Source organism: Bartonella sp. AP65SXKL (genome assembly GCF_042195725.1).
GTDB lineage: Bacteria > Pseudomonadota > Alphaproteobacteria > Rhizobiales > Rhizobiaceae > Bartonella.
Genome location: NZ_JBHIOW010000001.1, coordinates 72,328 through 93,321 on the forward strand (window position 1 = coordinate 72,328; position 20,994 = coordinate 93,321).

General features: G+C 37.9%; 20 protein-coding genes. 13 read left to right on the forward strand and 7 right to left on the reverse strand.

The features are described 5' to 3' along the window. Positions 1 to 73: 73 nt before the first annotated feature. From lptF to rsmA, 6 genes are all read left to right on the forward strand, one after another. A complete protein-coding gene (gene lptF / locus ACFIMP_RS00295; protein WP_375685885.1) occupies positions 74 to 1,264 on the forward strand; it encodes an LPS export ABC transporter permease LptF in 1,191 nt (396 codons plus the stop codon). Next, positions 1,261 to 2,352 carry an LPS export ABC transporter permease LptG gene (lptG, locus tag ACFIMP_RS00300; protein ID WP_375685886.1) on the forward strand — a complete coding sequence of 364 codons (1,092 nt, stop codon included), beginning with the start codon at positions 1,261 to 1,263 and terminating at the stop codon, positions 2,350 to 2,352. The genes lptF and lptG overlap by 4 nt, the downstream gene beginning before the upstream one ends. After that, complete coding sequence (gene lptD, locus ACFIMP_RS00305; protein WP_375645473.1) at positions 2,353 to 4,713, forward strand: LPS-assembly protein LptD; 2,361 nt, start codon at positions 2,353 to 2,355, stop codon at positions 4,711 to 4,713. A gap of 109 nt (positions 4,714 to 4,822) precedes the next feature. Then, positions 4,823 to 5,779: a SurA N-terminal domain-containing protein gene (locus tag ACFIMP_RS00310; RefSeq protein ID WP_375612927.1), complete on the forward strand. Its 957-nt coding sequence runs from the start codon at positions 4,823 to 4,825 to the stop codon at positions 5,777 to 5,779. Beyond that, the gene (pdxA, locus tag ACFIMP_RS00315; RefSeq protein WP_375612928.1) at positions 5,779 to 6,792 is read left to right on the forward strand and encodes a 4-hydroxythreonine-4-phosphate dehydrogenase PdxA; all 1,014 of its coding nucleotides are present in this window, start codon (positions 5,779 to 5,781) and stop codon (positions 6,790 to 6,792) included. The genes ACFIMP_RS00310 and pdxA overlap by 1 nt, the downstream gene beginning before the upstream one ends. Continuing rightward, positions 6,783 to 7,613 (forward strand): 16S rRNA (adenine(1518)-N(6)/adenine(1519)-N(6))-dimethyltransferase RsmA, encoded by an 831-nt coding sequence (gene rsmA, locus ACFIMP_RS00320; protein WP_375611238.1) that lies wholly within the window; start codon positions 6,783 to 6,785, stop codon positions 7,611 to 7,613. The genes pdxA and rsmA overlap by 10 nt, the downstream gene beginning before the upstream one ends. 29 nt (positions 7,614 to 7,642) lie before the next feature. On the opposite strand, the gene gmk is transcribed toward rsmA, so the two are convergent. The 7 genes from gmk to ACFIMP_RS00355 form a co-directional block, all read right to left on the reverse strand. Next, positions 7,643 to 8,320, reverse strand: a complete 678-nt coding sequence (gmk, locus tag ACFIMP_RS00325; protein ID WP_375612929.1) for a guanylate kinase — start codon at positions 8,318 to 8,320, stop codon at positions 7,643 to 7,645. A 298-nt stretch (positions 8,321 to 8,618) separates the two neighbouring features. After that, a complete protein-coding gene (mltG, locus tag ACFIMP_RS00330; RefSeq protein WP_375611236.1) occupies positions 8,619 to 9,728 on the reverse strand; it encodes an endolytic transglycosylase MltG in 1,110 nt (369 codons plus the stop codon). Between the two features lie 96 nt (positions 9,729 to 9,824). Further along, positions 9,825 to 11,087 (reverse strand): beta-ketoacyl-ACP synthase II, encoded by a 1,263-nt coding sequence (gene fabF / locus ACFIMP_RS00335; RefSeq protein WP_375612931.1) that lies wholly within the window; start codon positions 11,085 to 11,087, stop codon positions 9,825 to 9,827. Positions 11,088 to 11,188: 101 nt separating this feature from the next. Continuing rightward, positions 11,189 to 11,425 carry an acyl carrier protein gene (locus ACFIMP_RS00340; protein WP_004860281.1) on the reverse strand — a complete coding sequence of 79 codons (237 nt, stop codon included), beginning with the start codon at positions 11,423 to 11,425 and terminating at the stop codon, positions 11,189 to 11,191. Positions 11,426 to 11,686: 261 nt separating this feature from the next. Further along, entirely contained in the window at positions 11,687 to 12,424 is a 738-nt protein-coding gene (gene fabG, locus ACFIMP_RS00345; RefSeq protein ID WP_273791075.1) for a 3-oxoacyl-[acyl-carrier-protein] reductase, read from the reverse strand. Positions 12,425 to 12,442: 18 nt separating this feature from the next. Further along, the gene (gene fabD, locus ACFIMP_RS00350; protein ID WP_375612933.1) at positions 12,443 to 13,387 is read right to left on the reverse strand and encodes an ACP S-malonyltransferase; all 945 of its coding nucleotides are present in this window, start codon (positions 13,385 to 13,387) and stop codon (positions 12,443 to 12,445) included. A gap of 77 nt (positions 13,388 to 13,464) precedes the next feature. Continuing rightward, positions 13,465 to 14,052 (reverse strand): undecaprenyl-diphosphatase, encoded by a 588-nt coding sequence (locus ACFIMP_RS00355; protein ID WP_375612934.1) that lies wholly within the window; start codon positions 14,050 to 14,052, stop codon positions 13,465 to 13,467. A 335-nt stretch (positions 14,053 to 14,387) separates the two neighbouring features. On the opposite strand from ACFIMP_RS00355, the gene rpsF reads away from it, so the two are divergent. The 7 genes from rpsF to ACFIMP_RS00390 all read left to right on the forward strand — a co-directional run bounded on the left by rpsF (position 14,388) and on the right by ACFIMP_RS00390 (position 20,982). Further along, entirely contained in the window at positions 14,388 to 14,795 is a 408-nt protein-coding gene (rpsF, locus tag ACFIMP_RS00360; RefSeq protein WP_375612935.1) for a 30S ribosomal protein S6, read from the forward strand. Further along, complete coding sequence (rpsR, locus tag ACFIMP_RS00365; protein WP_012754957.1) at positions 14,795 to 15,043, forward strand: 30S ribosomal protein S18; 249 nt, start codon at positions 14,795 to 14,797, stop codon at positions 15,041 to 15,043. The genes rpsF and rpsR overlap by 1 nt, the downstream gene beginning before the upstream one ends. A gap of 149 nt (positions 15,044 to 15,192) precedes the next feature. Beyond that, positions 15,193 to 16,173 carry a hypothetical protein gene (locus tag ACFIMP_RS00370; RefSeq protein WP_375640129.1) on the forward strand — a complete coding sequence of 327 codons (981 nt, stop codon included), beginning with the start codon at positions 15,193 to 15,195 and terminating at the stop codon, positions 16,171 to 16,173. Between the two features lie 25 nt (positions 16,174 to 16,198). Further along, complete coding sequence (rplI, locus tag ACFIMP_RS00375; protein ID WP_273791080.1) at positions 16,199 to 16,795, forward strand: 50S ribosomal protein L9; 597 nt, start codon at positions 16,199 to 16,201, stop codon at positions 16,793 to 16,795. Between the two features lie 595 nt (positions 16,796 to 17,390). Next, on the forward strand, positions 17,391 to 18,881 hold the full coding sequence (locus tag ACFIMP_RS00380; RefSeq protein ID WP_375610161.1) for a replicative DNA helicase: 1,491 nt from the start codon (positions 17,391 to 17,393) through the stop codon (positions 18,879 to 18,881). A 6-nt stretch (positions 18,882 to 18,887) separates the two neighbouring features. Then, positions 18,888 to 20,264 (forward strand): DNA repair protein RadA, encoded by a 1,377-nt coding sequence (gene radA / locus ACFIMP_RS00385; RefSeq protein ID WP_375612937.1) that lies wholly within the window; start codon positions 18,888 to 18,890, stop codon positions 20,262 to 20,264. A gap of 142 nt (positions 20,265 to 20,406) precedes the next feature. Then, positions 20,407 to 20,982: a CvpA family protein gene (locus ACFIMP_RS00390; protein ID WP_375612938.1), complete on the forward strand. Its 576-nt coding sequence runs from the start codon at positions 20,407 to 20,409 to the stop codon at positions 20,980 to 20,982. Positions 20,983 to 20,994 lie beyond the last annotated feature (12 nt).

Below are 20,994 nucleotides of genomic sequence, written 5' to 3' on the forward strand. Positions count from 1 at the left end.
CTTTATTACATTTTAACCGAAAGCAGTAAGAATATTTGCTATCGAATTAAAAACTGAGGATTTTCCCCAATTTATGCGTATTATTGAGTTCTACATCCTGAAACGTGTCCTTGTTTTGTTTAGTTCTGTCATGATTGCAGCAGTGGGCGTTAGTTGGACTATACAAATTCTTGCACGGATAAACTTTCTCACAACAAGTAAACAAACACTCCTCACAGTCTTACAATTTTCACTCTCATTGGTTCCTTCTGTTATTTTTGTTGTCATTCCGTTTGCATTAGTCATCGCAATTACAACCATCCTCTCAGCAATGCATCAAGACTCAGAACTTGCTGTCATCAATGCCTCTGGTTTTCCTAAAAGTACTGTTTGGAAACCTATCCTTCTTCTTGCTATTGTTGCATCCTGTATCTCCTTTTCTATAGCTAATTTTGTTGTTCCTCAAGCGCGTCTTCATATGCGACAAATGCTAGCAAGCGCTCATTTTGATCTTATTAATCTATTCATTAGTGAAGGGAGCTTCCAAAAACTCGCCAATAACCTTTACATAGAAATTGGCGAACGAAATCCAAATGGAACACTTGAACGCCTTTTCATTGCCGACCAGCGTGATCCTAAGACTGATCTTTTTTATTATGCAACAGACGCATCCATTGTGAGCAATAAAAACGGCAGTTTTCTGGTTCTCAATAACGGTGAAATAGAAAGAGTCAATCATCAAAATAACAGTGTTTCAATCGTGCAATTTAGCTCATATACTTTTAGCCTAGGAGAGTTTATCCCCAGTGATAAAACACCTACTCTTTATCCAAAAGATCGGTCTCTTTCTTATTTACAAAACCCTGACCCAAAAGATCCCTACTATCAACGAAAACCACTCCAATATAAAGCTGAATTTCACCGCAGATTAACACAATGGCTCTACCCTATTGTTTTTTCACTTATTGCATTAGCAGCGGCAGGGGATGTACGCTCCCATCGACAAGCTCATCATTCCGCAAATCTCTCGGCAATTGCCCTCTCTTTTCTGGTGTATTGGATAGGATATTTTTTCGCAGAAAAATCAAAAAGCGATCTTGCATACGTTCCTCTCCTTTATATTATCCCCATAGGAACAAGTGCATTTGTCTTTTTTATGCTTTTAACGAATCATAAAATTGGGCTTCCCACAAAAGTTAATGAGATACTTCAAATCGCTTTTCAAAAAATAATGAACAAATTTGAACATCGAAAATCTCAAGATTCCTCGGATGAAATATCATGATTGGGTGGACACTTGGACGATATTTTTTTATACGGTATCTTAAAATAACTTGTTATTTCTGGGGAAGCATTTTTGTTCTTGCTCTTTTAATCGATTTCACAGAGAATTCTGGTAAGCTATCTTCCCTTCCGCATTATACAGCAAAAGATGCATTTTTCCTCTCTGCTTTACGCATCCCTTTTATCATGCAACAACTTATCCCTTTCATTGCACTCTTTTCTGCAATGGCAACGCTTATCTCGCTCAACAAAAAACTTGAACTTGTAGTAACTCGTTCAATCGGTGTTTCTGCATGGCAATTTCTTATGCCAGCTTGTTTTGGAGCTTTTCTTTTGGGATTATTTTCAATTCTTCTCATTAATCCACTTGCTGCATGGGGATTTTCTCAAGCAGAAAAAAAGATGACTGAATGGCGCAATCACAATGTACTAACACCTCTTCACAATACAAGTATCCACTGGTTAACACAACGTACAAATTTAGGCAGAACAACCATTGGTGCCAAATCTATCACCGATCAAGGACTTTCTCTTCTCGATGCAACCTTTGTACAATACAATGACAATGCAACCGTTAAAAATTGGATTAACGCCCCAAAAGCAACCTTGACTAATGGATTTTGGCTATTAACAAATGGAACAATCTATAAAATAGGGCATCCTCCTGAAAAATTTACCGTGTTGCAAATAAAAACCAATCTAAAACCTGAATTTTTAACGGAACGTTTAGTGAATCCCGCAACTATTCCATTTTACCAATTGCCAAAAAAAATTATGATTGCACGTTCATTTGGCTATTCTGCTAATAATTTTGATATGTATTTCCAATCTTTGATTGCATTACCGGCATTGCTTGTGGCAATGACCCTCATTGCAGCAACTGTATCTTTAAATTTTACACGTTTTGGGCAATCTAGAATGTTGATTCTTGGTGGCGTAATAGCTGGGTTTATGCTTTATGTTATTTCCGTACTTGTTCAAGCTTTCGGTAATGCTGGATATATTCCACCAATTATTGCAGCTTGGACACCCGTTGTTATTGCGTTATTCTTAGGAATCTCTTTTTTACTTCATAAAGAGGATGGCTAAGTGAAAGCATTAACACTTAAAAAAACTATTTTAACAAAATTAAGTGCTCTCGCTTTTAAAAGTGTTGTGGGGGTTATTTTAGGAAGTGCTTTGTCTTATTGTGCGCACGCTCAAAGCCTTCAATCTCCTTCTCAAAGTCGCATTCAAAATCTGGAACCTCCTCTTTTGCTCTCTGCGGATGAACTCATCTACAATCGTGATGAAAACACTGTTTCTGCACACGGTAATGTCCAAATCAAATATGATGGCAATAAAGTTGTCGCTCAAAAAATTATTTACAATCAAAAAACAGGACGGCTTATAGCACAAGGGAACGTTGAAATTACTCAAAAGGATGGTAATAAAATTTATTCCAACCAAATTGATATGACCAAAGATCTTGGCGAGGGTTTTGTAAACGCCCTACGTATTGATACAGCCAACAATGTTCACTTTTCAGCCCAAAATGCTACACGCAAACACAATCACATAACAGTCTTTGAAAATGCAACCTATACAGCCTGTGAACCTTGCTCTTATAAACCAGATAGAGACGTCCTATGGAAAATTAAAGCAAGAAAGATCATATGGAATAATAGCGTCAAAAAAATTCGGTTTGAAAATAGCAGTTTTGAAGTTTTTGGTGTACCGATTATAAAATTTCCAAATTTTGAGATCTATGATCCAACTGTCAGGCGTGCTAGCGGTCTGCTTACTCCTCATTTTTTTTATACTGATTATCTCGGTATGGGGATAAAGAATTCTTATTTCTGGAATCTCGCCCCCCATTATGATTTTACCCTTTCTTCTACGGTTTATACCCAACAAGGGCTTTTAACCGAAGGGGAATGGCGTCAGCGTTTAAAAACAGGACGTTATAACATTCGCTTTGCTCATATATATCAAATGAAACCGCATAGATTTGATAATGATACGATTGATGCCCAACATAAAAACCGTTATATGCTGGCGACAAAGGGGGATTTTCGTATTAATTCACACTGGACTTATGGATGGGATATTCTTGCACAATCAGATCGGCATTTTAGTCGTGCCTATAAACTTGAAAACTATAACAATCCTACACAACTTTCTCAGATCTATCTGAATGGTCTTGCAGGAAAAAATTATTTTGATATGCGTTTTTATCATTTTAAAGTTCAAGATTCAATATTGAATGATCCTCATTATGAACGTCACTCTCGGCAAGCGTGGGTCTTACCACGCATCGATTATTTTTTCACACCAGATGAACCCATTTATAATGGAGAGCTTACCTTCCATAGTAATATGCAATCAGTTTATCGTCGCCATGCTGACTTCAGTTCACCCGACCAGAACGGAAACCCTCTCAACACAGTAAAACTTTCTGGTATGGCTGGAAATAGTTTGCGTTTAACAAACGAGCTTCAGTGGAAAAAGCGCTTCAACACGCACAACGGACTCATCTTAACCCCTCTTCTCTCTCTACGAGCTGATATCATTACAACCAATGCAAGCGAAAATCACACAGATTCTATAGAAAACAATGCCTTATCCGCAATTCATGGTTCAGCAATTCGTGGCATGGCAACAGCAGGATTGGAACTACGCTATCCCTTCCTCATTACAGCTGATCATTCTACACATATTATAGAACCAACTGCACAAATTTTTATACGCAATAATGAACAATATATTGGACAAATTCCTAATGAAGATGCTCAAAGCTTTGTCTTTGATGCAACCACTCTCTTTCAACGAGACAAATTTTCTGGTTATGATCGTGTAGAAGGTGGTACAAGAGCCAATATAGGTATAAGATATTCTGGAAGCCTTAATGATAATTGGTCTCTTTATGGTCTCATTGGACAATCCTTCCATCTAGCAGGAAAGAATTCTTTTGCAGAAAAGGACTTTATCAATGTCGGTACTCATTCTAGCTTAGAGGCAAAACGTTCAGACTATGTTGCAATGTTTGGTACAACCCATAAAAGTGGTTTTTCCTTAGAAACGCGTGGACGCTTTGACAAAAAAACAGGAAAAATCCGCCGTAGTGAAATCGAAGCATCACAAAAATGGCAAAATTTTTGGGCGGCTCTACAATATGCCTATATCGCAAAGCAACCAGACTATGAATATTCTCAAGAGCGCCAAGAAATTTCTTTTCAAACAGGACTTAAATTAGCAGATTATTGGTCCATTAATAGCAACGCCGGTTATGATTTAGTATCTGGTACATTTATAAAGCGAGGAATTAGCTTGAGTTATATGGATGAATGTTTCGGGTTAACATTCGGTTATCAACAGGTAACGAATCCAGGCAGGAAAGCACCCTTGCAAAACTTTAATTTCTCTCTTTCATTGCGTACGATTGCAGATATCGGAAAAAAGATAGATTAATTTATAAAGGGAATGTATCAGTCATTTAACTTATCATTGTTTTTATGAAAGAAAGCGTGTATTTTAAGTTGTTGATGAGAATTAATAAACAATGCGAAAGCCTATTTACATGAATAAATTGAAAAAGCGTTTTCTTGCTTTATTTTATATTGCATCTTTGAGCGTAAGTAGCCTGCTAATAAATGGATTTTTGATTCCGACAGTCTTTGCGCAGACTTCTATTGTTGTTACAGTTAATGGCAACCCCATCACAAATTATGATATACAAAGACGCCTTGCTTTTCTCAGGCTACAACAAAAGCAAGGCAATTTGGTGGCACAGGCTAAAAAAGAGCTTATTGACGAAAAGCTAAAAAATATTGAAATAAAACGTCTTAATATTGAAGTAAGCAATGATGAAGTTGATAGAGCTTTTGAGAATTTTGCGACACAAAATAATATGACGATTGATCAGCTCAACCAGATTCTGATCCAAACTGAGATCACAGTGCAACACTTTAAAGATTACATCCGTGGACAAATAGGATGGGGGCGTCTTGTTAGCGCACGCTATCAAGCTGAAACAGGTATGATTAGCGAACAAGAAGCTGTACGCAGAATATTAAAAAATGGTGGTGTAAAACCTTCAACCAACGAATATACATTACAGCGAATTGTTTTTGTCATTCCTGCACATCGTCGTTCAGAGATCTTTGAAAGACGTCAAAGAGAAGCAAGTAATTTTCGCGCACATTTCCGTGGATGTGCCAATGCTCACAATCAAGCAAGAGGTATTTTAGACGTTACTATCCGCCACTTAGGAAAGTTTCTGGAGCCACAACTTCCTAATGCATGGGAACAAGCTATTCTTGAAACGCCTGCTGGAAAAATGACAAAATTACAAGAAACATCTGATGGAATCGAAGCAATTGCTGTCTGCAAAATAAAAAGAGTTTCTGATGATTATGTCGCTCGACTGATATTTTCTCTTCAAGATAGTAAAAAAAGAAGCCCGCAAAAACTTGAAGAATTAAGCGACAAATATTTAGGAGAACTGCGCCGAGTGGCACGCATTCAAAATTCATAATGGCTGCTCTTATTGTTAGCGGTGGTGATCCTGCCGGAATTGGTCCTGAAATAGTACTAAAAGCGTGGAATTTGCGTGTTACGCGCCAAATTCCACCTTTTGTACTTCTTGCTGATCCAGATGTTATTCGTTCGCGCGCTCGTTTTTTACAGATTGATGTTGAGGTGCAATCTGTTTTAATCAATAATCCTGCAAAAAATTTTCAAAAAGCTCTTCCTATCATACCGTTAAAAAACAAACAAAGTGATCAATTAGGTATACCTTCATCGAAAAATACAGCTGGAATTATTGAAGCAATTAAACACTGTGTTCAATTGATTCAAAATGGCCATGCATGTGCACTTATCACTTGTCCTATTGCAAAAAAGAGTCTTTATGATGCCGGTTTTCAATTTCCAGGTCATACAGAATTTTTAGCCGATTTAGCCCATAAAGCTTTTCATAAATGTTATCATCCAGTTATGATGTTAGCAGGACCCCGATTAAAAACAGTACCAATAACTGTTCATATTCCATTTAAAAATGTTCCTTCACAGCTTACCCGTGATTTAATTATTCAAACGGTACTTACTACTGAATATGACTTAAAAACAAGGTTTAAAATAACGTCACCCCGACTAGCTGTTGCTGGTCTTAATCCTCATGCTGGAGAAGGAGGTGCAATGGGAAAAGAAGATATTGAAGTTATCACTCCTGCTATTGAATATCTTAAAAAGAAAGGACTCAATATTGCAGGCCCGCTGCCTGCCGACACAATGTTCCATGAATGCGCAAGAAAAGCATATGACGTTGCCATTTGTATGTATCATGATCAAGCCCTTATCCCTGTTAAGACATTAGACTTTGACAGCACTGTTAATGTCACGTTAGGTCTACCTTTTATTCGCACGTCTCCAGATCACGGAACTGCTTTTGACATTGCTGATAAAGGGATAGCCTCTCCCGAAAGCTTTATTGCTGCTCTTAAACTTGCAAATCAACTTGCAAAAAATAGTTTAAACCCATGCCAATAGATAATCTCCCTCCTCTGCGTGAGGTCATTGATATATATGGATTACAAGCGCATAAATCTTTGGGGCAGAATTTTCTTTTTGATCTTAATTTAACATCTAAAATTGCTCATCAAGCAGGCAATATAGAAGGAAAACCTGTTCTTGAAATTGGTCCTGGTCCTGGAGGTCTCACACGTGCCTTGCTAGCAAAGGGTGCCATTGTAACAGCAATAGAACGCGATGAGCGCTGCATACCGGCTCTCTTAGAAATAGAAAAACACTATCCTAAAAAATTAAAAGTTATTTGTAATGATGCACTGAAGCAAGATTTCTCAAAACTCTTTGAAACAAGCCCTGTAAAACCGCGCATTATTGCAAATCTTCCCTATAATATTGGGACACAACTCTTATTAAATTGGCTTTTGACTGAACCATGGCCTCCTTTTTATGAATCAATGACATTGATGTTTCAACGTGAAGTTGCCAAACGGATTACAGCTAAACCTCAATCTACTCATTATGGACGTCTTAGTGTCTTAACTGGCTGGCGTACCACTGCTAAAATTGCTTTTGATGTCCCCCCTCAAGCCTTCATACCAATACCTAAAGTAACGTCTTCCGTTGTTCATATTATTCCGCGAATACAACCTCTTTCCTGCTCTGCACAAAAACTAAGCCTCGTCACAAAAACCGCCTTTGGGCAAAGACGAAAAATGCTTCGTCAAAATCTCAAAATACTTGGAGGTGAAGAGCTATTAGAAAAAGCTGGAATTGATGGAACGCGCCGTGCTGAAACGCTCTCGATTTCTGAATTTGTAACTTTAGCGCATCTAGTGCTCTAAAAAATGCACTTTGTGTTATAAAACCTTTTTTAATCACAACATTTATCGATTTTTTCAGCAATAAGCCCATCAACAAAAGAGCCAAGATAAGAACAACGCTCACGTTTTACGGTTTCAGCTAAATAAATTGATTTAATAAAAGATAAAGACTGATCTAAATCTTCGTTAATCACAACATAATCATAAGAAAGCCAATGCTTTAACTCCGTTCGTGCATTTTCCAATCGCAAATTGACAGTATCTTGACTATCTTCTGCTCGACGATGTAAACGCGAAACAAGCTCTTTCATTGATGGTGGAAGAATAAAAACAGATACAGTGTCTCCTAGCATCTTTTTTTGCAGTTGCTCGGTACCTTGATAATCAATATCAAATAACATATCTTGGCCAGCATTCAATGCGCTTTCAACAGTTTCACGTAAAGTGCCATAATAATTTCCGTGAACTTCTGCCCACTCAATAAATTCATCCCTATCACGCTTATATTCAAACTCTTCCTTTGAAATAAAGTAATAATGCAGCCCATCTACTTCACTAGGACGCCTTTTCCTTGTGGTCATACTTACGGAAAGCTCTAATTGTCCCTCTTTTAGAAGTAATCGAGAAATTGTTGATTTACCAGCACCTGAAGGCGAAGAAAGAATAAATAAAAAACCGCGGCGTTGATTTATTTTTATAGCACTCAATTTACTTTCAAAGACTGTCATTACATCACTCTACTTTGTTCATAAATGTTTCTCCAAAATTTGAATTATACATTATCTCAACCTCTCCCCTAATCAATGTGTTTTCTTAGCAATTCTCAATGTTATTTTGCTCTTTTTTGAGATAAGGTATTAGCAGTATATTCACTTTTTTCTTAAATATTTTTATCCATACGCCAACCCACTTGTGACAGACAAGAAAATGATTTTTTATCATTCTCATAAAAAATTTAAATAGAAAAATTTTACTATATTTGGGATTCTCATTTACGATGCAAAAAGATGTGTTATCACTATAAATTCAATGTTTTGCCTTTAATTCTCGCCACTTGCGAACATTCATATTATGTTCCTCTAAAGTTCGAGAAAAAACATGCCCTCCTGAACCATCAGCAACAAAATAAAGTGCATCACTGCTTGGTGGATGTGCCACCGCTTTTAAAGAATCTCGACCTGGATTTGCAATAGCCGTTGGGGGCAAACCATTAATTTTATAAGTATTATATGGTGTTTCCTTCTCAAGATCTGAACGATAAATTGCACGACCGGATGGTTTTCCTTTTCCTCCGAAGAGACCATAAATTACTGTTGGATCCGATTGAAGACGCATATGCTTTGTAAGGCGGTTATAAAATACCGCAGCAACCATTGGTCTTTCTGCTGCAATTCCCGTTTCTTTCTCAACAATTGAGGCTAATATAACAAATTCATCAATTGATTTAATGGGTAAATCAGGTGAACGCGTAGCCCATATAGCATGAATTAATTTTGTCTGTCCTTCACGCAACCTGTTTACAATCTCTTTACGCGTTGTTCCCCGAATAAAACGAACAGTATCCGTCATTAAATAACCTTCTGGAGGCAAAATTTTTGGAAGGTCTCCAATCAAAATTTCATTCGCAGCTAATCGATCGAAAACTTGCTGAACCGTTAAACCTTCAGGTACTGTAAATGTATACTCTATAGATTTTCCTTTCACAAGAATATCCATAATATCCTGCATCGAAGCATGAGCTGGAATTAAATATTCACCAGCCTTCAGATGCGTTGTTTTTTGGTGATAACCAACCCCATAAACAAAAATATCTGATGATCGAATGAAACCACGTTTTTCTAGCAATGAAGCAATTTCACGAATTCCGGTACCAGGATGGATAAGAACAATTTGTTCTTCCTCAATTTTTCCCTTTTCTTCAAAAATACTTTTTCCAATATAAAGAGGAATACTTATGGCAAAAAGAATAATCACAATCAGCATAAGAAAAAAATGACCGAGAATGACCAACGGATTACGGACGATAGATGATTTCTTTCGTTTTTTATGTATTAACATGTCATAACTATCTGCTAAATGATTCGAAGAGGAATCACTTACGTCCTTTAATGATTTTCCATTTTTCACATCGGACATAACCCCTCAATAGCGATTAAGGATAATATTATAATTTCTCATTCACCTTATAATAAAGTAGAAAACTCAAAAGCAAAAATTAAATAAAAATACTTATTATCCCCTAAAACGTCGCATCACCAACGATGCATTTGTCCCACCAAATCCAAAAGAATTAGAAAGAATCGTATCAATCTTTCGTTCACGCGGTTTGTGTGGTACAAGATCGATTTTCGTTTCAATCGATGGATTGTCAAGATTAAGTGTCGCTGGGGCTATATTATCCCGTATAGCTAAAATAGAAAAAATAGCCTCAGCAGCACCGGCTGCACCAAGTAAATGCCCGATAGATGATTTCGTTGATGACATAGAAACTTGTGGTGCATAACTCCCTAAAACACGCTCAACAGCCGCTAGCTCTATGGAATCAGCCATCGTAGATGTACCATGAGCATTAATATAATCAAGTTCACTCACATTCACTTGTGCACGCTTAAGAGCAGCTATCATACTACGCTGAGCCCCTTCACCACTTTCTGAAGGCGCTGTAATGTGGTAAGCGTCACCAGATAAACCATAGCCAATAACCTCAGCATAAATACGCGCTCCTCGTTTTTTGGCATGTTCCAGCTCTTCTAAAACAACAACAGCTGCTCCTTCCCCCATCACAAAACCATCACGATCAGTATCATAAGGACGTGACGCCCGTTCAGGATCATCATTGCGACAAGTGGAAAGAGCTCTACAAGCTGCAAAACCTGCAAGAGATATCCGATTTATTGGAGATTCGGTTCCCCCTGCCACCATGACATCTGCATCACCAAACATAATCAAACGTACCGCATCACCAATCGCATGCGCCCCTGTTGAACAAGCCGTTACAACAGAATGATTAGGCCCCCGTAAACCATATTGAATAGACACATAACCAGAAGCAAGATTAATCAAACGACCCGGAATAAAAAAAGGAGAAACACGACGTGGGCCCTTATCACGAAGCGTATAACCAGCTTCAACAATACCCTCAACTCCCCCAATTCCCGAACCAATTAACACGCCTGTACAAATCTGATCTTCATCACTCTTAGGAAACCATTCGGCATCTGCAAGCGCTTGGTTAGCAGCTGCCATTGCATAAACAATAAATGCATCAACTTTACGTTGCTCTTTAGGTTCCATATACAAATCAGCATTATAAGTCCCCTCTGTTCCATCCCCTAAGGGGATACGCGCAGCAATCTGGCATGGCAAATCTGACACATCAAACTCAGTGATACGTCGGACACCACTTCTTCCTTCAAGAAGTCGTTTCCAACTATATTCAGTATTACCAGCTAATGGAGATACCAACCCTAAACCAGTAACAACAACACGCCTCATAACTTCTAACCTTGAACTAAACTTCACCTCTCAAAGCTCTCTTTTCAAAAGAGCTCCGAAGAATATAGGCAAAAGCAATTTATGCCTTTGCCCTTTAGTAATCACGCAGAAGCTTTATCAATGAACTTGACTGCATCGCCAACTGTGAAAATCGTTTCAGCAGCTTCATCTGGAATTTCTACCCCAAACTCTTCTTCAAAAGCCATAACGAGTTCAACCGTATCAAGGCTATCAGCCCCTAGATCATCGATAAAGCTTGCATTTTCTACAACTTTATCAGCATTAACCCCAAGATGTTCCACGATAATTTTCTTAACGCGCTCTACTGTATCACTCATGTTGAAATCCTCGAATTTATATTTTCCTATAATTTGGTTAACTATATCGGTTCATCTAATCAAGCAATAGATGCATTACTTTAAAAGATTTTAGTAATGATTTAAAACATCCTGTGGATATCCCCTACAAAATGAACCAATCTGACATTCCGACATCAATTGATCAACGACCATATTAAAGAAATAGATGCATCTATCCATTTCAATCGTTACTATCTAAAATAATACAACTCATAAATCAATGTGGAATAAAATAAATACTCAAATCATTGCCATTCCACCATTGATATGGAGTGTTTGACCTGTCGTATAGGCTGCTTCATCGCTTGCTAAATAAACAGCAGCAGCGGCTATTTCTTGCCCACTTCCCATACGTTTCATCGGAATCGCAGCCATAATGGCTTCTTTTTGCTTTTCATTAAGCTTGTCTGTCATTGCGGATTTAATAAATCCTGGAGCAATACAATTGACAGTGATGTTTCGCGAAGCAATTTCTTGTGCCAATGCTTTAGAAAAACCTATCAAGCCTGCTTTTGCAGCACAATAATTCGTTTGTCCAGGGTTTCCCACAACACCAACAACAGATGTAATGTTAATAATCCTTCCATACCGGCGGCGCATCATAGAATGTATTAATTCACGCGTCAAAAGAGAAGCAGCTGTTAGGTTAACTTCTAAAACATCATCCCAGTCTTTATCTTGCATACGCACAAAAAGACCATCCCTAGTGATTCCCGCATTGTTAACCAAAATATCGACGCCATCCATTTCTCTTTCTGCAACTTCAGCCAATTGTTTAATCGATTGGCGTTCAGAAAGATTAGCGGGGAATACAAAAACATTCTGCCCTAATTCTGCCGCCACTTCTCTAAGCTTTTCTTCGCGTGTTCCATGAAGTCCAACAATGGCTCCTTGTGCATGAAAGCAGCGTGCAATTGCCTCACCAATTCCTCCCGAAGCCCCCGTTACAAGAGCTTTACGTCCTGTTAATCTAAACATTTTTTAACTCCTTATAGATTAAACGCCGAGCATACCTAGCGCTGATTCTATTTCATCAACTGTTCCAATGGTTACCCCCTTTATATCTTTGTTAATACGACGCGTTAAACCTGTTAATACTTTTCCAGAACCAACTTCAAAAAGCGTATCAACTCCATTAGCAGCGATCCATTCTATTGTTTCACGCCATCGCACCCTCCCAGTCACTTGTTGGACAAGAAGAGTAGTAATACGCTCTGGATTGCTCTCAGGTGCAACAGAAACATTGGCAATCAAAGGAACAATAGGGGACATTTTGTTAACAGTCAAAAGTGCTTTCTTCATGGCATCAGCAGCAGGTTGCATTAAAGATGAATGAAAAGGTGCAGAAACAGGAAGAAGAAGTGCACGTTTTGCACCTTTTGTTGATGCAATCTCTACCGCTGCCTCAACTGCTTTTGCTTTACCGGAAATAACAATTTGCCCACCACCATTATCATTAGCAATCTGACATAGTCCTTCTCCAGAAACAGTTTCACAAATTTCTTCCACAATGTGCTCTTCTAAACCAATTAATGCAGCCATAGAACCTTCACCAACCGCGACAGCAGCCTGCATAGCATTGCCACGAATACGCAAAAGTCTTGCCGTATCTGTGAGAGTAAATGTACCAGCAGCACAAAGAGCCGAATATTCGCCTAAAGAATGACCAGCAACAAACCTTACCTTTTCTTCTATACGAAGCCCTAATTGTTTCATCACACGAATGACAGCCATAGATACAGCCATTAATGCCGGTTGTGCATTTGCTGTTAACGTTAAAACATCTGCTGGTCCTTCAAAAATGATCTTTGATAATTTCTCACCCAAAGCATCATCAACTTCCTCGAAAACCATCCGTGCGACAATAAATTGCTCTGCAAGCGCTTTCCCCATACCAACAAGTTGACTCCCCTGCCCTGGAAAAATAAAAGCTGCACCCATTTATCAACTCCTAAAACTGTACAATTAAATTATTTTCTTTTGACCTTATTCATCCGCACAAATCAATATAAAGCCCTTTATTTAAAACGAATACCACACCTAAAATTATATTTTAAGGGCGGAATTTGATATAAAAACTTAGGAAAATAGGGTGCTATAAACTGAATAACACCCAAACTTATGAGACTTCCTAAAAGTGCACCTGCTAAAATATCAAAGGGATAATGTACACCCACAAAGATGCGCGCCCAACAGATCAAACACAAAAATACGGTGGCAAATTTAAAAGTAACTTTGTATCGGTAAAAATAAAAGTTAGCTGCATAAGATGCAATGGTCAAGGCATGATTACTAGGAAAAGAAGCTGTTGCACGATGTTGAATAAGCGGTGTCGTCAGCCCTACCACGAATGGGCGAGGATGAAAATAAAAAAGAGAAATGAGATAACCTATGAAAAGAGATGCACAAATACTCATGCAAATGCTTAGCACAACACACCGTTCCCTCTCCCCACCACAAAACCACAACGCACAAAGATGGAGAGGAATAATATAAATTAAAAACTTTGCACAAAAAATACTAAACAAAACTACAATCGACCAAGCTTGATGATTGCCGACAAACATTTCAAAGAGTGTAACATCAATCTGGTTTAAAAAGTCCATTTTTCCCTCCTTTGCCTTTATATTACAGTATTATCTTTTTGTAGAAGAAGGAAATATATCAAGATTTAACAAATCAATTTTTTTGTGTGCATAAACTTGCTATTTTAAAAGATAACCTGTAGATATGAAATATTCGTTGCCGGCACTTTAGCTGGAGGTTGAACGGAGGGCTGTAAAATATCAGTAGGAAATACAATGTTTCCGGCCTCCCGTATCTCCGCTCTGAGATGTCTCGAATTGTAAACGCGTCCTTTCTTCTTTGGATTTCCAAAAAAGACAAGTCGCAGAGGCTTTGCGCTAAAACCGGTGAAATTTAATTGAAGAAAGGCAAAACAATGGCTCTTTATGAACATATGTTCCTTGCCCGACAAGACATTGCACCGCAGCAAGTTGATGAACTTTTGAGTCTCTACAAAGGTGTCATTGAAGCGCATGGTGGAAAAGTTGGGCGTATAGAAAATTGGGGACTTCGTCCTCTTGCTTACCGTATTCGTAAAAACCGTAAAGCTTATTATGTCTTAGTCAATATTGATGCACCAGCTTCAGCAATTGCTGAAGTGGAGCGTCAGATGCGCATCAATGAAGATATTTTGCGTTATATGACCATTCGCGTAGAAAAACACGAAAAAGAAAAATCTGCTATGCTCTCACACCTTGATCGCAATAGTCACATTGGACATGATGAAGAGCGTCCTCGTTTTCCACGTCGTCAACGTGAAAATACTATAGAAGGGGTAGAATGATGACTGATACTAATCAAAACTCTGCACGTCGCCCCTTTCATCGTCGTCGTAAAACATGTCCTTTTTCAGGGACCAATGCTCCCAAAATTGATTATAAAGACATCAAGTTGTTACAACGTTATATTTCCGAACGTGGGAAAATTGTTCCTTCACGGATTACTGCTGTTAGTCAGAAAAAACAGCGTGAATTAGCTAATGCTATCAAACGTGCTCGCTTTTTAGGCTTACTTCCGTACGTTATAAAGTAAGCAATCAATACGCTATGCAACTGGAGAGTTTCTCCAGTTGCTTTTCTTATATGGTTAAAAAATAGCTTGTTGTATCCTATGTTAAGCTATTAAATGTCAAAGTTGGGGTATTGACACGCCTCTAACTGCAGAAAGCAGGACAGCAATAAATGAAAAAAAATCGTACTTATGAGATATTAACCGGTATTTTGGCAGGATTATTTGCTGTTGTGATAGGACTGGCAATCATCAGTGTTGCAAATATCGCGCCCTTTTTTTCTCTTCTTCTTGGCTGCTTTCTTTCATTGCCAATTTTTATTGTTGCGTTCGGTCAAGGAACATTAGCCAGTCTCATCGCCCTCATAAGTGCCACTGTTGTTCTTATCATAACCACTAATACCTATATTGCTCTTGGCTTTATGTTCTTATTTTTCCTTCCTGCTGTCTATGCTTCTTGGCTTCTTGGGCTTGCACGACCAGCGCAAAAAGAAAACGAACTGATATGGTATCCATTATCATCGGTTATTTTTCATTTAACTAATTTTATCGCTCTTATAGCAACTTTCATTGGGCTCTATGTTCAAACACGTCCTTCCACACCCATCGTTGCAAAAAAAATCACCGAAAACATAGCACAAACTCTGCAACAAACACAGTCAATAAAAGAAGCCGATATACGCGCTTTTAATGAGCTTTTAATGACGCATACAGCAACTTTTACTGCTTTTTCTTTGACTATTTATAGTTTGGTTTTTCTCATTGGTAACCTTTACTTTTCCATGATAGCAGCACAACATATGAAATGGCTGAAAAGACCCCGTGATGATTGGAGCCAAACTCTCCGCCTTCCAATTTCTGGAATTATTATTTTTATTATTGTTTGCATAGCATCGATGATTGAGTTGAGCGCTTCTCTTAACTTGAGTACCCTTGCCTTTAGTACTGCATACACTGTCATCATATTAATTAGCGGTCTAGCATATCTTCACAATATTACAAAAGGGGTAAACGGTCGGATTATTATACTTTCTCTTGTTTATATTGCTATTTTTACAGTCGTTTTTACTCCACCTATTGTTTTCATGATGCTTTTGATGGGAATTTGGGCTGCTATTCAATACAATTTTCAATCACGCAAAAAACTCCACTAAATTTATTTGTTCGAAAGGAAAAACTATGGATATTATTTTACTTGAGCGCATTCCTCGTCTTGGTCAGATGGGTGATATTGTCTCAGTTAAAGATGGTTATGCGCGTAATTTTCTCTTGCCTCAAGGTAAAGCTTTACGCGCAAATGAAGCTAATAAAAAACATTTTGAGGTACAACGTGCACAACTTGAAGCACGTAATCTTGAACGCAAAAGCGAAGCGCAAAAAATTGCTGAAAAACTTGATGGACAATCATTCATTGTTGTTCGTTCTGCTGGTGAAACGGGACAACTTTATGGTTCTGTGTCAACACGTGATATTGCTGAAATCATAACAGATGAAGGCTTTTCTATTGGAAGAAATCAAATCGAACTTAATCATCCAATAAAAATGATCGGTCTTCACACTATCACTCTTAGCTTACATCCAGAGGTTCAAATTTCTGTGATTATTAATGTTGCGCGTTCTACCAGTGAAGCACAACGCCAAGCAGAAGGTGAAACCCTCACTTCGGCTAAAGAAATATATAATATTCAAGAAGAATTATTAGAAGAAAGTCAGGAGGAATTATTGGCAGAAGAAATTAATGACAACGATATAAACAGTTCTCATCAAGAAGCTTAATTGCTATTTTTGCTTTCTGTTTTATATTTTTTATTCCATTTTAAATATCGCTCATAAAATACTCACACTTTAAAAGTGAGTATTTTATGGCTATCGTACATAAAGAACCTAATTTTTATGAAAGAATTAGAAATATATTATTTAAAGGCATTACATGCCGAGAATGATAATATCACTAAGAGTGAAATGTCTTTTTTTTTCCAGCATATAAAGCAAAAATAATTTAAAGTTCTACCCTTAAGGCTAAAGTTTGTATGAGCGTTAAGTTGATTATATCCTCACATGATCTGAAATAATTTCAGTTATAAAAAAATAATTCTACTTACACAGATATTGGAATTTTAAGGTTAAGTAACTTAAAAATACTTAAATTTAGAGTAGCAAAACTTCCACTTTAAAATCACATATTATAAAATAAAATAGATAGACGTTATATAAATAATACACAAATGATAAATGAGGAACGAAAAGAGAGTTTTAAAAAATTATATAATTTTAACTTAAAATGAAGATTTGTAGCTCTATTCTTTTAATTATACGATTTTCAATTTATCGCCTAAAGTAGCTAGACTTAGAATTTTAGTGGAAAAATATTATGGAAGAAACTAACGTTGTTAATGTCAGCTCTTCAAAGAAAGAGGATTCTCCTTCTTTTCGGCAACTTCCGCATAATATTGAAGCTGAACAGGCATTGCTTGGTGCCATCTTTATCAACAATGATTCTCTTGACCGCGTTTCAGATTTTCTAAAACCAGAACATTTTTTTGAACCATTGCATCAAAAAATTTATCATGTTTTATCTCACCTTATTAAAATAGGAAAACGTGTAGATCCAGTTACAATCAAGCCCTATATCCAAATGGAAGAAAAAATTGGAGATATTACTGTATACCAATATGTTGTTCGCTTAGCCACAGAGGCAGTCACTATTATTAACGCTGAAGATTATGGACGCGTCATTTACGATCTCTTTATCCGACGGTCTTTGATTAACCTTGGAACTCAAGTTGTCAATACAGCCTTTGATGCTCCTGTAGAACTCACACCTACCCAACAAATTGAAACTGTTGAAAATCAGTTATTTGAGCTAGCAGAAAAAGGGAAATATGGAGGTGGATTTGAAAATTTTAATGAGGCTATTAAAAAAGCTATCGATATGGCAAGTGCTGCGAAAAAGCGCTCTTCACAATTATCAGGGATAGCCACCCATATTAAAACACTTGATGAAAAAATGGGAGGATTACAAGCATCTGACTTAATTATCCTTGCGGGCCGCCCTGGTATGGGTAAAACCTCACTGGCTACCAATATTGCCTTTAATATTGCTAATGCTTATAATCGTAATGCCAATATCCAAGAAAATGAAGGCGGCATTGTGGGATTCTTCTCACTTGAGATGTCATCCGAACAGCTTGCAACCCGTATTATTTCTGAACAAACAGAAGTCTCTTCTTCTGATATTCGGCGTGGCAATATTTCAGATGAACAATTTTCAAAAATTATTCGTGCGGTGAACCAACTACAAAAGGCACCACTTTATATTGATCAAACTGGGGGAATATCAATTACGCAATTAGCTGCTCGTGCGCGGCGTCTCAAGCGGCAACATGGTTTAGATATCTTGTTTATTGACTATATCCAACTCATGACAAGCAGTTCAAAGCGTTCATCAGAAAATCGTGTTCAAGAGATCACAGAAATTACCACAGGATTAAAAGCATTAGCAAAAGAATTGAATATTCCTATTATCGCTCTCTCTCAACTTTCTCGTCAAGTAGAAAATAGAACAGATAAACGTCCACAGCTCTCAGATTTACGTGAATCTGGTTCAATTGAGCAAGATGCCGATATCGTTCTGTTTGTCTATCGCGAAGAATACTATCTCAAAAATGAAGAACCAAAACTAGGTAGCTTGGAACATACGAAATGGCAAGAAATAATGGATAAAGCTTTTGGAAAAGCTGACGTTATTATTGCAAAACAGCGCCATGGGCCGACAGGAATCGTGCCCCTTGCCTTTCAATCTGATTTCACACGCTTTAGTGATCTGGCCGATAGCAATTACCTTCCAGAGCAAATTGGTTAAATCGACATGGCGCGTAATCGTATTCAATTTATCTGTCAAAATTGCGGAACCATCCATTCCCGTTGGGCAGGAAAATGTAGCGCTTGTGGGGAATGGAATTCCCTTATCGAAGAAACTATAAATAGCGGCATAGGAAGTGGTCCTAAGCAGAATGCTCGTAAAGGACGCATTGTCACACTCACATCTCTTTCTGGAAATATCGAAGATGCTCCACGTATTCATTCTGGTATTGCTGAACTTGATCGTGTTACCGGTGGGGGCTTTGTCCGTGGATCAGCACTCCTTGTTGGAGGTGATCCGGGTATTGGTAAATCAACATTGCTGACACAAACAGCTGCTGCTTTATCACGTAAAGGATATAATGTCATCTATGTTTCAGGTGAAGAGGCTATTGCGCAAATTTGTCTGCGCGCACAAAGGCTTGAAGCTAACAATACAGAAGTGAAACTTGCTGCTGAAACCAATGTTGAAGATATCCTGGCAACCTTAAGCGAACATAAAAACCTTGATATGGTGATTATCGATTCGATTCAAACCCTATGGTCAGATACAGCAGATTCAGCACCTGGCACTGTCACACAAGTACGTATCGGTGCTCAGGCAATGATCCGCTTTGCCAAGAAAACAGGAGCCGCCGTTGTTCTTGTTGGGCATGTTACAAAAGATGGACAAATTGCTGGTCCTCGAGTCGTTGAACATATGGTTGATGGCGTTCTCTATTTTGAGGGTGAAGGAGGACATCATTATCGCATTCTTAGAACTGTAAAAAATCGCTTCGGACCAACAGATGAAATTGGTGTCTTTGAAATGTCTGATAAAGGATTACGCGAAGTGATAAATCCATCTGAATTATTTTTAGGGGAACGTAATGAAAAAGCACCAGGCGCTGCTGTTTTTGCAGGAATGGAAGGGACACGCCCGATACTCGTAGAAATTCAAGCGCTTGTTGCTCCTTCTTCCCTTGGGACACCAAGACGTGCGGTTGTCGGATGGGATGGAAATCGTCTTTCTATGATTCTTGCCGTTTTAGAAGCTCATTGTGGCATTCGTTTTGGACAGCATGATGTCTATCTGAACGTGGCAGGTGGATATCGCATATCAGAACCTGCTGCTGATTTAGCTGTAGCCGCTGCTTTGGTATCTTCTCTTGCCAATATCGCATTGCCAACGGATTATGTCTATTTTGGTGAAGTCAGTCTTTCAGGAGCTACCCGCGCTGTTGCACATTCAGCACAGCGCATCAATGAAGCAAAAAAACTCGGCTTTCAAGGAGCCTTTCACCCCACAACAACAACCGAAATGATGAAGTCGCTCAACTTTCAACAAAAAACTTTCTCCGACCTTCCCGAACTCGTTGCTACTCTTACCGTAAGTAAAAAATGATCTGCACCACAGATATGATAATATAGAAAAAACTCTATAAAATACAAAAGATCCTTGCTATAAGAACAAAAAATGGCATAACAAAAAATATATTTGCACACAGACTTAAAAGAACACAACTTTATGTATAAGGAACAAACAAATGATCATAACAATCCTTGATGGAATTGTCGTAGTAATCATCCTGTTTTCCGCTTTTCTTGCTATGCTTCGAGGATTTTCACGTGAAGTGTTATCGTTGATTTCTTGGGCAGTTGCAGCTGTTACGACACTGTTTTTATTCAAACCTGTCTTACCTTTCTTTGAACAATATCTCTCTAATAAAATGATTGCATTGATCACAACATTGGTCACAATTTTTATTATTGTTCTCATTATTACTTCAATTATTACAATGAAGATCTCTGATTTTATTATTGATAGTCGAATTGGTATCCTTGACCGTGCTATTGGTTTTATTTTTGGAGCACTTCGTGGTTTACTTATCATGGTCATCGGTATGTTGCTGATTAATGCACTGATTAAACCCGAGCTTCAAGCGAATTGGTTAAAAAATGCAAAAACAAGGCCTATTTTAGATTCATTGGGACAAAAAGTTTGGGAAATACTCCCCAAAGATATTGGATCTGTTCTCGAAAAGACGGAAAATTTGTTTAAAGACAGCAATAAACTTACGTATGAGCAACACTCTCATGAAAAGATAATTTTCAAAAAATAGAGAATAGTTTTT